Source organism: Bradyrhizobium hipponense (assembly GCF_008123965.1).
In the GTDB taxonomy this organism is placed as follows: domain Bacteria; phylum Pseudomonadota; class Alphaproteobacteria; order Rhizobiales; family Xanthobacteraceae; genus Bradyrhizobium; species Bradyrhizobium hipponense.
In genome coordinates, this window is sequence record NZ_VSTH01000019.1 from 1 (window position 1) to 13,693 (window position 13,693).

Genomic DNA, 13,693 nt, shown 5'->3' on the forward strand with positions numbered 1-13,693 from the left:
AAAGCGAAGCGTGCCCACCGTTAAGGTGCCGGTGTGGCGAGATGGTGGGCACGGCGCGATGCGCCTTTGCCCACCTACGCGACCTCAGTCCACGGCCTTGGTCAGGCCAACCCTCATATCTTTGGCGACGTAGACGCAGACGCCGTCGGCAAGCACGCGGCCGTCTGCAAATCCCAGGACCAGCTTGCCGCGCCTCACCTGGCGCATAGCGACCTCATAACGTACGCATCGCGTGTCCGGCGTGATCTCGCCTGTGAACTCCACCTCGCCGACGCCGATGGCGCGGCCCTTGCTCGGCGAGCCCGACCAGCCGAGCCAATAGCCGATCATCTGCCACATGGCGTCCAGCCCCAGAGAGGCCGGCATCACGGCGTCGCCGCGAAAGTGGCAATCGAAGAACCAGTGGCTAGGGACGATGTCCAGTTCGCCAACGATGTGACCCTTGCCGAATTCGCCGCCGTCCAGGCTGATCTCTGTGATGCGGTCCATCATGAGCATGGGCGGTGCCGGCAATTGCGCGTTGTCCGGACCGAAATAGCCGCCTTCGCTCGATCTCAGCAGTTCGTCCTTGGTGTAGGACGGTTGCGGCACATGAAAATCGTGTGGGTTGGCCAAGGCGACAGGACCTCTACATGCTTGTGGTCAGGCGCAGTACGGTGGCGACGCAGATCCAGATGTCGGTCGTCCCCGAGAATGTCAAGAACCGAGGCCAACTTTCAGGAATGGGATGTCGCAGCATATGACGACCTCATCCTGAGGAGCGCGCTCTTGCGCGCGTCTCGAAGGATGGCCGTGGGTGGGAGCGGGGCCTGCATGGTTCGAGACGCCGCTTTGCGGCTCCTCACCATGAGGGTCATGCGCTTGTGCAGGAAACGTCACGCCACCCGGTTGTGCGTCTCGATCGCGTATTCCGGATCGGCTTCGCAGATCACGCGATTGCGGCCGTTGCGCTTGGCGGCGTAGAGGCAGGCATCCGCGCGCTCGATCAGCGCGTCGGTGTCGTCGCCCTGCTTGAGCATGGAGACGCCGACGGAGATGGTGACGCGACCGAGGATCTCGCCGGTCGATTTCTTCTTCAGTTCCTTCGCCATCACCGCGCGGCGGATGTGATCGGCGACCGTGAGGGCTTGGCGTAGCGCGGTGTTGGGCAGCAGAACGGCGAACTCCTCGCCGCCATAACGCGCGGTAACGTCCTGGCCCTTGATGGTTTGCTTCATGGACAGGCCGACCAGGCGCAGCACCTGGTCGCCGGTGAGATGGCCATAGGAATCGTTGAACGACTTGAAGTGATCGATGTCGAACAGCAGCAGAGACAGCGGCTCACCGCTCGCGAGCGCGCTCTGCACGGCCATGCCGATCATGCGATCGAAGTATTTGCGATTGCCCAGGCCCGTGAGCGGATCGGTCAGGCTTTCGGCCCGGATTGCCTCGAGGCTCTGCTGGAGATTGCTGATCTCGCTCTTCGATAGTGTCAGCCGGTCTTCCAGCGCCTTGTTGGTCTCGCGCATCTCGCTGGTCGAGCGCACCAGGCTCTCGACGACCGCCTTGATCTGCTCGCGGCTCTTGGCCGACGACAATTTCTCGGTCGCGCCCGACAAGCTGGCGTCGTAGGAGCCGGTCATGCCGAGCGCGTCGCTCAGCACCCTCATCACGTCGTCGATCTCGCCGATGACGCGCGCGCCCACCTTGTCGATGCGATCGGTGGTCTTGATGTGGGAGAGATAGGTCTCGTAGATCTGCTCGAGATCGGCTTCGGTCAGCTTGCCGCTGCGCGCCAACGTCTCGTTGATGATCTTGTTGAGCGGGGCGTTGTAGCCGGTGGCGTAGACGTACCAGATTTCGTAATTGCGGGGGATTGCGGTTTGCCGGAGCGAGCGGATTTGACCGAGCGACACTTCTGCGAACGCCATCGTGCGTTCGTGTTCATCGAGCACGTTGACCACTGAACATTCCCCACGACGACCGGTGCGCCGCCGATCGCTGCAATGCTTAAATTATGTTCGTAGGCTAACGGACGATCGTGAACGGCCGGTAAACGGCCGCTCGCTGGAGCGTTCAGGCGCCTGCCGGCGAGCGAACCGGCCGCAGCAGGAATGCCGGAAGATGCGAGTGATCGCCAGGCTCCGAATCGGCTTCGCGCTGGCGGCGCGGCTCGGGACGGCCGATTGACGGCACGTGGGATGGAGTGGCTTGTTGGCGCGAGCCGCCGCGCGGCTCGGATGATGGCCGAGCTTCACGGGGCGGTCGTGCCTCGCGCGCGGGCCGCGCTTCGGCCGCAGGCCTTGTGTCGGACGAGGGCCTGGCGTCGACCGAGGGTCTTGCCTCGGTGGGCTGTGGTGCGTCGCCACGCGGCTCGTGGCCGCGACGCGATTTGCCGCGTCCGCCGCGGGAGCGATCGCGTTCCCGCCCACGCGACTCGCGCGGACGCTCGCTCTGTTCGGACGTGCCGGCATGCACCTCGAAGTCGCCTTCGGCGCGCGGAATGCTCTGGCCGATCAGCTTTTCGATCGCCACCATCGATTTCTGGTCGAGCGGCGTCACGAGCGAAATCGCGACACCGGTACGGCCTGCGCGGCCGGTGCGGCCGACGCGGTGAACATAGTCGTCGGGATGGTGGGGGACGTCGAAATTGAAGACGTGGCTGACCGCAGGGATGTCGAGGCCGCGGGCGGCGACGTCGGAGGCCACCAACAGCGGCAGCTCGCCCTTGCGGAACTGTTCGAGCGCCGCCGTGCGGGCCGACTGGTCCATGTCGCCGTGCAGGGCGCCGACGCTGAAGCCGTGCTTCTGGAGCGATTTGTGAACGACGGCGACTTCGCGCTTGCGATTGCAGAAGATGATCGCGTTCTTGAGATCCTTGGCCTCGCGCAGCAGGCGTCGCAGCAATTCGCGCTTCTCATGCGCCTCGCGCCCGGCAGGGACTTGGCACTGCGTGACTGTGACGGCGGTGGTGGCGGGCTTGGAAACTTCCACCTTCTGCGGATTGTGCAGGAAGGTCTCGGTGATGCGCCGGATTTCCGGCGGCATGGTCGCGGTGAAGAACAGAGTCTGCCGCGTGAACGGGACGAGCTTGCAGACGCGCTCGATATCGGGAATGAAGCCCATGTCCAGCATGCGGTCGGCTTCGTCGATGACGAGCAGTTCGACGCCGGTGAGCAGCAGACCGCCGCGCTCGGTATGGTCGAGCAGCCGGCCGGGGGTTGCGATCAGCACGTCGACGCCGCGCGTCAGCTTGGCGTCCTGGTCACCGAACGAAACGCCGCCGATCAGCAGCGCGACGTTGAGCTTCTGGCCGGCGCCGTAGCGGTCGAAGTTCTCCTTGACCTGCGCCGCGAGCTCGCGGGTCGGCTCCAGGATCAGGGTCCGCGGCATGCGCGCCCGGGCTCTGCCCTTTTCGAGAATGGTGAGCATCGGCAGCACGAAGGCTGCAGTTTTGCCGGTGCCGGTCTGGGCGATGCCGAGCACATCCTTGCGCGCAAGGACGTGGGGGATCGCCTGTTCCTGAATGGGGGTTGGGGTGGTGTAACCTGTGGCCGCCACTGCGGCGAGGACTTTTTCGGATAGTCCGAGATGGGTAAAAGACATTGAGCCTCTGGTCGAAACCGCCGTTCGGAATCGAGGGTAATAAGGCTGTCGCGTTCCACCCCAAAACGGCGCGCTCTCAAAGAAGCTGGGGGTGCTGACTCACGCGAACAAAGCGCCAGGCTCAGGAATCGCTCTTCGATCTGAGCCGCGTCGACCCGGAACATAGGCGGGAATCGGCCAAAGTCAATGGAGCAACTGCGGGAAGGCCCTAAAAGCCCTGAGGTTTTTGCCCAAATTGCGGGCTCGGATTGGCTTTTCCGGCTGGCCGGCCGTCCGGCCCGGGGGCGCCGCTAACCCGCTTCCGCAGCCTGGGCCCCGGAAATCACCGGGGGCTATGCCGTAGGCGATGCTCGCGGCCTCACCGAGAGCGGAAAGCGGGCACCGAGCAGGGGCGCCAGGGCGTGGTCGTTGAATGTCTTGGGTTCGAGCTCGCCAATGCGCTTGTCGTGCGATGACAGGCTGCTTACGGGAATCTTCGGGATTCACCGGCCGCCACGGCCGGTTGAACCGCCGCTATGTCTGGACCGACTATGACAACAGCGGCCGAAGCTTGCCAATGGGTTCGAGGGCGCCGGCAAGGAAGCCGTTCTGCAACGGGATTTTTTCGATGACGCGTCGGCTTTTCAGAATACTGGCCGCCCTTGGCCTTGCGGTGGGCCTGACCGGTTTCGCGGCTCCCGCCTATGCCGAAAAGCGCGTCGCTCTGGTCGTCGGCAACAACGACTACAAGAACGTTCCGAAGCTGCTCAAGGCCGTGAACGATGCCCGCACCATGGGCGATACGCTGAAGCAGCTCGGCTTCTCGGTGATGGTCGCGGAGAACCAGACGCGGCAGCAGTTCTCCGAAGCGCTGCTCGCCTTCGACCGGGCAATCGAGCCCGGCGACACTGCCTTCTTCTTCTATGCCGGCCACGGTTTCGAGATCGCCGGACAAAACTATCTGCTGCCGACCGACGTGCCGGCGGCGACGGAAGGCCAGGAAGAGCTGGTGCGCGATGCGTCCGTATTGGCCGACCGTATCGTCGAGCGGCTCCAGAACAAGAAGGCCCGGACCTCGATCCTGGTGTTCGACGCCTGCCGCAACAATCCGTTCGAGCGCAAGGGCACCCGCGCGGTGGCCGGCGGGGGCGGGCTTGCCCCGATGGTGCAGTTGCCCGAAGGCGTGTTCTCGGTGTTCTCGGCAGGTCCGCGCCAGACCGCGCTCGATCGCCTCTCCAATGACGACGCCAATCCCAATTCGGTGTTCACGCGCACCTTCGCCAAGGAGCTGTTGCAGCCCGGTGAGAACCTGGTGCAGGTGGCACAACGCACCCGTCGTCTCGTCAGCGAAATGGCCGACACGGTCAAGCACAGGCAGGTGCCGGTCTATTTCGACCAGATGGTCGATGACGTCTTCCTCAGCGGCATCGCAAAGGACGCTGCGACACGACCGGCCGATCCGCCGCCGCAGAAGGTCGCGGCGCTGCCACCGGTCTCGGTGCCGCGCGTGCCGAAGGAGGAGACCACGAATGCGCCAATCGCGAGCTTCTCGCGCCACAACGGCGGCTGGAGCGTGGTGTTCTCCTTCGCCGACCCAACGCTTGGAATTTCCTGGCGCATGGCGGGCAATGGTGATTTCCGCGAGACCGGCTTCATCGATACGCTCGATCCGCGCACCCGCAAGCGGATGCCGAACCCGTCGATCGAACTGCCGCCCGACGCTGCGGCCGGCACCATCGAGGTTCGCTATGTCGATCAATCCGGCGACATGCAGGGCCCGTTCCCGATCAGGTTCGATCCCGAGGCCGCGCTGGTCCGCGACCAGCGCAAGATTCTCGACATGACCGCGACGAGCTGGCTGTCGTTCCGCGAGTTCAATGGGCTGCTGGTCTACTACACGCACTTGGTATCGTACCGGTGCGCCATCCGCGAGGTGCGCATCGGCATCGACACCGCCGTTCCCAACCAGCTCTTGAAGATGCCGGGCTGCGACATGCGCGACCCCAGTGCCATCAGCGCGGGGATGCCGCTCTACATGAAGCTCGCACCGGCAACGCAGTTCATCTCGGTAGAGCTGACCTATCGCGACGGCAGCGTGTCGGAGATCAAGAGTTTCCGCACCGCGAACCGCAGCAACAATTAGCGTCACCACTGACCGTCATCGCCCGGCTTGACCGGGCGATCCAGTAATCCGAGATGTTCGCGATAGAAACGTTGGGCCGCGGCGTACTGGATGCCCCGCCTGCGCGGGGCATGACGGCGGGCGGATCAAATTGGGCCTGTGCGCCCCGTCGGCTGCAGCTACAATTCTCGCAGAATTGACCTTGCCAGTGAGACCCTGAATATGAGCACAACGCTGGAACGACAGCCTGCGACCTCCCTCGAAGTCCGCTGCTGCATTGTCGGCGGCGGACCTGCCGGCATGATGCTCGGTTATCTCCTGGGGCGCGCCGGCATCGATGTCGTGGTGCTGGAGAAGCATGCGGACTTCTTCCGCGACTTTCGCGGTGACACCGTGCATCCCTCGACCCTTCAGGTCATGGATGAGCTCGGCCTGATCGACGGCTTCCTGAAGCTGCCGCATCAGCGCTTGCAGACGATGGACGGCCTGTTCGGCGGCACGCCGGTGCGGATCGCCGATCTGAGCCGGCTCCGCACGAAGTACCCGTTCATCGCCTTCATGCCGCAATGGGACTTTCTGAATTTCCTGCGCGAGGCCGGCCAGCGCTTCGCTTCGCTGAAGGTGATGATGGACACGGAGGCCGTCGATCTGATCCGCCGCGGCGAGACCATCGCCGGCGTGCGCGCGACGACGCCGGACGGCGCCATCGACATCGAAGCCGATCTCACCATCGCCTGCGACGGCCGGCATTCGATCGTGCGCGAGCGCGCGGGCCTCGAGGTCGAGGAGATCGGTGCGCCGATGGACGTGCTGTGGTTCCGCGCCGGCCGCAACGCGGACGAGACGGAAAACGTGTTCGCCCGTGTCGAGCCCGGCAAGATGATGGTCACCTTCGACCGCGGCGACTACTGGCAGTGCGCCTACGTTATCGCCAAGGGCCAATACGACGCGGTGAAGGCGAGGGGATTGCAGGCGCTGCTCGACGATGTCGTGCGCATGGCGCCGATCCTCAAGAACGGCGTTGCCGACGTGGACAGTTTTGACGACATCAAGCTTCTCACCGTTGCGATCAACCGCCTGACGCGCTGGACGCGGCCGGGCCTGCTCTGCATCGGCGATGCCGCGCATGCGATGTCGCCGGTCGGCGGCGTCGGCGTCAATCTCGCCGTGCAGGATGCGGTCGCGACCGCAAACCTGCTAGCGGACAAGATGCAGCAGGGTTGTCCGTCCGAGACTGAACTCGATGCGGTGCGCCGCCGCCGCGAGTTTCCGGTGAAGATGACACAGCGGATGCAGGTCGTCGTGCAGAACAACATCATCAGCGGCGCCTTGCAGCCGGGCGATCGGCCGCTGAAGGTGCCGCTGATCGTGCGCCTGATCACCGCGCTGCCGTGGCTCCAGGGCATTCCGGCGCGCCTGCTTGCGCTCGGGGTGCGGCCCGAGCACGTGCATTCGAGCGCTGCTCCGGAATCGTAGCGCAAGATTCCGGTAGGGATAACGCTGCGTTAAATCACGCGCGGCGCGTTGCGCCCGTGCAACAGCGCAAACGGATTCGCCGTTCAGCGCGTGCGCGTCTGGCGCATTAACCGTGTTGATTTCAATTTTAGTAAGGGCCGTCTGTGAGCGTGCACCCATCGAGGACAAGGGGTGTACGATGCGTTCCAAGTTGATAGCTGCCTTCGCCTGCACGACCGCTCTGGTTTCGACCGGCGCTGCTTCCGCTGCCGATCTCGGCGCGCGGCCCTACACCAAGGCGCCGGCCTATATCGAGCCGCTGTTCAACTGGACCGGCTTTTATATCGGCGGCCACATCGGCGGCGCCTGGACCAACGAGCAGTTCATCAACAACGGGACCGGCGCGCCGTTCGGCGATCTTGTCCCCGGCCAGGGCTACCGTCAGCGCAAATCGGGCATCATGGGCGGCGCCCAGATCGGCTACAACTGGCAGGCCAACAATTACGTGTTCGGCATGGAAGGCACGATCTCGGGCCTCGACAACAAGGGCACGGTCGTCAACACCGCGTTCGGTGCAGGTGACGACGTGTTCTCGTGGCGCGCCAATGTGCTCGCGACGGTCGTTGGTCGCGCCGGCTTCGCCGTGCAGAACAACCTGTTCTACATCAAGGGCGGCTATGCCGGCGTGAACAACCGTCTGTCGGTCACCGACACCGTCGGAGTGGCCACGGGCTCGGGCGGTCAGACCCACTGGGCCAACGGCTGGACCGTCGGCGCCGGCTGGGAATACGGCATCACCCGCAACTGGATCGTCGGCCTCGAGTACAATTACGCGGCCTTCGGCAGCCAGACCTATCAGCTCGGCGGCACCTCGGGCAATTACACGTTCGATGCCAAGCCGCGCGACATCCAGTGGGCCGTCGTGCGCGCCAGCTACAAGTTCGACGCGCCGGTGATCGGGCGCTACTGAGCACGTCAACGAACGATCGATCATCTAAAAAGAAAATCACCACCACCAATTTAAAGCCCCGGCTTCGTCCGGGGCTTTTTTTGCGTGCGGGACAGCCTCAGGCCATGACCGAGAAGCCGCCGTCGACGGGAATTGCGGTGCCGGTCACGAAGACCGATGCCGGCGAGGCTAGGAACACCGCGATGCCCGCGAAGTCGTCGATATCGCCCCAGCGCCCTGCGGGCGTGCGCGCCAGCACACGCTCATGCAGGCCTGTGACTTGCTGCCGCGCGCCGCGGGTGAGATCGGTGTCGATCCAGCCGGGCAGGATGGCATTGACCTGGATGTTGTCCGGCGCCCAGGCGTTGGCGCAGGCGCGCGTATACTGCACGATGCCGCCCTTGCTCGCCGCATAGGCGGTCGCGAAGCTCGCGCCGAAGATCGACATCATCGAGCCGATGTTGATCACCTTGCCGTTGCCGGACGCCTTCAGCGCGGGATAGGCCGCCTTTGAGCACAGGAAGGCGCTGGTGAGGTTGGTTTCGATCACCTTGTTCCACTCGTCGAGCTCGAGCTCGTGCGGCGGCTTGCGGATGCTCATGCCGGCATTGTTGACGAGGATGTCGATGCGGCCAAGATCCGTGACGACGCGCTCGATCATCGCGGCGACGGCCGTCTTGTCGGTGACATCGGTGGTGACGGCAATCGCCTTCGCGCCGCGCTGCTTGAGATCTGCCACAGCGGCTGCGGATTTCGCTTCGTTGCGCCCGACCACGGCGATGTCGGCGCCGGCGTCGGCGAGGCCGTGGGCCATGCCGAGCCCGATGCCGCCATTGCCTCCCGTGACAATCGCGACCTTGCCGCGGAGATCGAACCGGCTGGATGTCATGTTCTTTATTCCTTGGTTTCTTCTATTGGTTGCTCTGCCAGATCAGCACCAGCCCGAAGCCGGCCATGGCTGCGCCATAGCCCGCCCATTGCAGCTGGTTGACCATGAAGCTCGATCGCGGCCACGCAACGGTGCCCGTGCCCTGTCCGATCCAGAGCAGCCCGACGGCGAGAGCAAACAAGCCTGCGATCAGCAAAAATCTGCGCATGCATTCCTCCCCGTTGGTCCGCTTCTGTCGTGGCGCGCGGCGTCAAGCGCCACAGCCGCGAAAGCTTGGGGCCAGACTAGCCGGCTTCAGCTCGGATACAATGGCTACGGATGCAGGGCGGCGCATGTCCGTGCGCAGGGCCGTGCTGGGCATCGTGGCCGGGGTGCGGCGATCCCTCATTCCGATTGTCAGTAATCGAAGGGCAGCGCCGCAAGCGTATTCAGAGCGACAAGACGAGCGTCAGCCGTTGAGGGCCCCACAACGAAAAAGCCCCGGACGATGCCGGGGCTTTGACGTTTGATCGTGAGACTGGATCAGTACTTCGCGACGACCGGGCCGGTCCAGTTGAAGCGATACACCAGCGAGGTCGAGATCGTCTGGTTCCAGCTGTTGGCACGGATGCTGTTGCCGACCGGAACGTTGCCGACGTCGAACAGTTCGTCCTGTGTTTTGGCATTGTAGAAGGCCGAACGGTATTCGGTCTTCATGAACCAGCCGGGCGACTGGATGCCGAAGATGTTCAGGCTGTTCTCGACGCCGCCGCCGACGAACCAGCCGTTGCGGTTGTAGCTGTTGAGGTGGACACCGACCGGGACGCCAGCGAGGTCAGTGAAGTTGGTCTGGCCGAAGTGGGCGCCGGAGTAACCGCCGTTGACGTAGGAGAGAACGTTCGGAGCGACCAGCCAGCCGAGGCGCACGCCCGCGGCCCAGGAGGTTTCCAGCTTCTGGCTTCCGGTGATCTGAAAGATCGGATCTTGGATGGTGGCGCGGATGCTGCCGAACTGACCGTCAGCGAATACACCGGCGACCCAGGTGCCGCTGAACTGCCAATCGTAACCGGCGCCGACCGTGCCGAACCAGCCCGAACCACCCTGGCGCTGCGTGATCGTCAACGGCGTGCCGGTGGCCGTATCCACAACGCTCTGGTCAGCATTCGAGAGGCCGCCGCCGCCACCGCCGAAGACGTAGAAGCCGGTCCAGTTCGCGACGGGCGCCGGCATCGGGGCCTTCACGTAGGGGCGGGCCCCAAGGTCGGCCGCCGAGGCCGAACCGGTCACTGCCGCAATCGCGGTCAGAGCGAGCAAAATCTTCTTCATGTTAAAATCCCCAACCCTTGGTCTGTCCGGCAGGCGCGAGCGCACTGAAGTTCGTTTCGTCTGATGCCCTGACTATAGACGTTTCCCGCCGGAATGCTGTTGCCCGGCAGGCACAGTCGCTGGAAAACGCCTGCCGAAAGGGATTCGCGCCGCCGTCGCCAGAGTCGAGAAAACCAACATGATTTCAGCATGTTGCGTGGAGCGCTTGGTTTCAATCTCCGGTAGCTTCTCGTCAGGAAGACGGCATTGTTCGAAATGGAGGCAATCCTGCCTCGGCTTTGGCGCCCGTGAGTCGTTGGCCGAATCGCTCGTTACGCGCGATCTGCCCGGAAGGACAGCCGGTCGATTGCCCGGCGTAAATCGTCAGGAAAAGGCGGCATCGCAGCCGCAAACGAAAAAGCCCCGGACTTGAGCCGGGGCTTTTGAAGGATGATCGCAGCCTCAGACGTCGAGCAGCTCATCGCTCGCAAACTCGGCCTTGTCCGAAATGAACGCGAAGCGCGCTTCAGCCCTGGTGCCCATCAGGCGCTCCACCGAATCCGCCGTGGTGTCGCGGTCGTCGGCGAGCAGCACCACCTTCAGCATGGTCCGCTTGGCCGGATCCATGGTGGTCTCTTTGAGCTGCGCCGGCATCATCTCGCCGAGGCCTTTGAAGCGGTTCACCTCGACCTTGGCGTTGGCGTTGAACGCGCTCTTGATCAGCGCCTCCTTGTGCGCGTCGTCGCGGGCGTAGACCGATTTGGTTCCGCTGGTCAGCTTGTAGAGCGGCGGCACCGCCAGGAAGAGGTGGCCCTCGTCGATCAGCCGCGGCATCTGCCGGTAGAAGAAAGTGATGAGGAGCGAAGCGATGTGGGCGCCGTCGACGTCGGCGTCGGTCATGATGATGATGCGCTGATAGCGCAGATCCTCTTCGCGATAGTGCGCGAGCGTGCCGCAGCCGATCGCCTGCACGAGATCCGAGAGCTGGGCGTTCGCCGTCAGCTTGTCCTTGCCGGCAGAGGCGACGTTGAGGATCTTGCCGCGCAGCGGCAACACGGCCTGGGTCTTGCGGTCGCGCGCCTGCTTGGCGCTGCCGCCTGCCGAGTCGCCCTCGACGATGAAGAGCTCGGAGCCTTCGGTGCCGGCATCGGTGCAGTCGGCGAGCTTGCCTGGCAGGCGCAGCTTCTTGCCGGCGGTCTTGCGCGCGGTCTCCTTTTCCTGGCGGCGACGCAGCCGCTCCTCGGCGCGGTCGATCACGAAGTCGAGCAGCCTGTTGGCCTGGTTCGGGTTGCCCGAGAGCCAGTGGTCGAACGGATCCTTGATTGCCTGTTCGACGATGCGCTGGGCCTCGGCAGTGGCGAGACGATCCTTGGTCTGGCCCTGGAATTCCGGCTCGCGCACGAACACCGAGAGCATCACGGCCGCGCCAACCATCACGTCCTCCGACGTGATGGACGCCGCGCGCTTGCCTTGGCCGGCGCGCTCGGCATGATCCTTCAGGCCGCGCAGCAGCGCGCTGCGCAGGCCCGATTCATGCGTGCCGCCGTCGGGCGTCGGCACCGTGTTGGTGTAGGACGAGAGAAAGCCATCGGCATCCGCGGTCCAGGCAACCGCCCATTCGCAGGCGCCGTGCGCGCCGTTGCGCCCCGACTTGCCGGAGAAGATGTCGGGGTGCACCAGCGTGTCAGCGTGGATCGCCGCGCCGAGATAATCCTTGAGGCCGCCGGGGAAGTGGAACGTTGCCTCCGGCGGCACGTCGTCGATGCCCTTTAAGAGTTCGGGCGCGCAATTCCAGCGGATCTCGACGCCGCCAAACAGGTAGGCCTTGGACCGTGTCATCTTGAACAGGCGCTGCGGCTTGAACGCGGCCTTGGCGCCGAAGATGTCGGTGTCCGGCTTGAAGCGCACGCGCGTGCCGCGGCGGTTGTTGATCTTGCCGAGATCCTCGAGCTTGCCCTTGGGATGGCCGCGCTCGAAATTCATGCGGTAGAGTTTCTGGCCGCGCGCGACCTCGACCTCGAGGCGCGAGGAGAGGGCGTTGACCACGGAGATGCCCACGCCGTGCAGGCCGCCCGAGGTCTCGTAGACCTTCGAATCGAACTTGCCGCCCGAATGCAGCGTGCACATGATGACTTCGAGCGCCGACTTCTTCGGAAATTTTGGATGCGGATCGACGGGGATGCCGCGGCCGTTGTCGGTGACAGTCAGAAAACCGTCGGCGCTTAAGTCGACCTCAATGAAGGTCGCGTGCCCGGCGAGCGCCTCGTCCATCGAGTTGTCGATGACTTCCGCAAAGAGGTGATGCAACGCCTTTTCGTCGGTGCCGCCGATATACATGCCAGGCCGGCGCCGGACCGGTTCCAAGCCCTCCAGCACCTCGATGTCGGCCGCGGTGTAGTCGGCTTCGGCGCCGCCAGCGCGCGTGGCCGCCTTGGGCGCGCGGGGTTTCGGCTCGTTGCCGCCGAACAGGTCGTCTTTTGCTTTGGTTTTCAACTGCTTGGACATGTATCTTGATGCGTTTTGAGGGGCGCGCAGGCGCCGAATCGGCTGGCGTGACTATGCCACTTCTGGCTTGAAAAGGTCACCACAGGACGGCCCGGCTGGTGTGGGTGGAAGCCGATACCGGCAATTTTACGCCGCAGGCCCTCCAGTTCCCGGCAATTTGACGTCCAGGTCCAGGCTCACCCGGTCTTTGTGACTTGATGTCACACAAGTCCTTGGCTTACCAGTCATTTTGATTATCTGGGTCCTGTCGGGGTTGGGAAGGCTATTCTGGAATGGAGCAGTATGCGCACGCGCTGGCCGACTTCGTGCGCGCTCACCAGGCCTGGGCAGCTCCGATCGTGTTCGTGCTCGCCTTCGGGGAGTCGCTGGCCTTCATCTCGCTGCTGATCCCGGCCTGGGGTGCGCTGGTGGCGATTGGCGCCCTGATCGGAGCCAGCGGCATCAGCTTCTATCCGGTCTGGATTGCCGGCGGCATCGGCGCAGCGCTCGGTGACTGGGTCTCCTATTGGTTCGGTTACCGCTACAAGGAGAATGTCGCGCAGATGTGGCCGCTGTCGCGCTATCCGGAACTTCTCCCCAAGGGCGAGGCCTTCGTGCGAAGCTGGGGTGTGCCCAGTATCTTTATCGGCCGCTTCTTCGGGCCCTTGCGCGCCTCGGTGCCGCTTGCCGCAGGCATCTTCGAGATGCCCTATTGGAGTTTTCAAGCGGCGAATTTCGTCTCGGCCCTGGTCTGGTCGGCCGCGCTCTTGCTGTTCGGCGACGTGATCGCCAAGGTCATGGAATGGATCTGGCGCATGGTGTGAGGCCTGAACCTTGACGGGAACCGCGCTTGGCCTTATAGCCGCGCGTCATGATCAACGCCGCGACCATCCTGTTCGCCCGTCGCCGCCGCCGCAGCTTAGCGGTTTGGGCGGTCGATCGCGTT

At 64.2% G+C, this 13,693-nt stretch carries 11 protein-coding genes; 4 read left to right on the forward strand and 7 right to left on the reverse strand.

The features are described from left to right. Positions 1 to 84: 84 nt before the first annotated feature. The 3 genes from fabA to FXV83_RS06190 all read right to left on the reverse strand — a co-directional run bounded on the left by fabA (position 85) and on the right by FXV83_RS06190 (position 3,585). A complete protein-coding gene (gene fabA / locus FXV83_RS06180; RefSeq protein WP_148738322.1) occupies positions 85 to 615 on the reverse strand; it encodes a bifunctional 3-hydroxydecanoyl-ACP dehydratase/trans-2-decenoyl-ACP isomerase in 531 nt (176 codons plus the stop codon). 260 nt (positions 616 to 875) lie between these two features. Next, positions 876 to 1,943 (reverse strand): GGDEF domain-containing protein, encoded by a 1,068-nt coding sequence (locus FXV83_RS06185; protein ID WP_148738323.1) that lies wholly within the window; start codon positions 1,941 to 1,943, stop codon positions 876 to 878. A 112-nt stretch (positions 1,944 to 2,055) separates the two neighbouring features. Beyond that, entirely contained in the window at positions 2,056 to 3,585 is a 1,530-nt protein-coding gene (locus tag FXV83_RS06190; RefSeq protein WP_148738324.1) for a DEAD/DEAH box helicase, read from the reverse strand. A 607-nt stretch (positions 3,586 to 4,192) separates the two neighbouring features. Here FXV83_RS06190 and FXV83_RS06200 point away from each other — a divergent pair. The 3 genes from FXV83_RS06200 to FXV83_RS06210 all read left to right on the forward strand — a co-directional run bounded on the left by FXV83_RS06200 (position 4,193) and on the right by FXV83_RS06210 (position 8,111). Then, positions 4,193 to 5,707: a caspase family protein gene (locus tag FXV83_RS06200; RefSeq protein ID WP_148738325.1), complete on the forward strand. Its 1,515-nt coding sequence runs from the start codon at positions 4,193 to 4,195 to the stop codon at positions 5,705 to 5,707. Between the two features lie 201 nt (positions 5,708 to 5,908). Further along, on the forward strand, positions 5,909 to 7,162 hold the full coding sequence (locus FXV83_RS06205) for an FAD-dependent oxidoreductase (protein ID WP_148738326.1): 1,254 nt from the start codon (positions 5,909 to 5,911) through the stop codon (positions 7,160 to 7,162). A gap of 178 nt (positions 7,163 to 7,340) precedes the next feature. Further along, positions 7,341 to 8,111: an outer membrane protein gene (locus FXV83_RS06210; protein WP_148738327.1), complete on the forward strand. Its 771-nt coding sequence runs from the start codon at positions 7,341 to 7,343 to the stop codon at positions 8,109 to 8,111. Positions 8,112 to 8,208: 97 nt separating this feature from the next. Here the strand turns inward: FXV83_RS06210 and FXV83_RS06215 are convergent, their stop codons facing one another. From FXV83_RS06215 to parE, 4 genes are all read right to left on the reverse strand, one after another. Further along, positions 8,209 to 8,979: an SDR family NAD(P)-dependent oxidoreductase gene (locus FXV83_RS06215; RefSeq protein WP_148738328.1), complete on the reverse strand. Its 771-nt coding sequence runs from the start codon at positions 8,977 to 8,979 to the stop codon at positions 8,209 to 8,211. A gap of 22 nt (positions 8,980 to 9,001) precedes the next feature. After that, positions 9,002 to 9,187, reverse strand: coding sequence for a hypothetical protein (locus tag FXV83_RS06220; protein WP_007609848.1), 186 nt, complete (start codon positions 9,185 to 9,187; stop codon positions 9,002 to 9,004). Positions 9,188 to 9,501: 314 nt separating this feature from the next. After that, on the reverse strand, positions 9,502 to 10,284 hold the full coding sequence (locus FXV83_RS06225; protein ID WP_148738329.1) for an outer membrane protein: 783 nt from the start codon (positions 10,282 to 10,284) through the stop codon (positions 9,502 to 9,504). Between the two features lie 441 nt (positions 10,285 to 10,725). Continuing rightward, entirely contained in the window at positions 10,726 to 12,768 is a 2,043-nt protein-coding gene (gene parE, locus FXV83_RS06230) for a DNA topoisomerase IV subunit B (protein ID WP_148738330.1), read from the reverse strand. Positions 12,769 to 13,040: 272 nt separating this feature from the next. Between parE and FXV83_RS06235 the strand changes: the two genes are divergently transcribed. Further along, on the forward strand, positions 13,041 to 13,571 hold the full coding sequence (locus FXV83_RS06235; protein ID WP_148738331.1) for a DedA family protein: 531 nt from the start codon (positions 13,041 to 13,043) through the stop codon (positions 13,569 to 13,571). Positions 13,572 to 13,693: the final 122 nt, after the last annotated feature.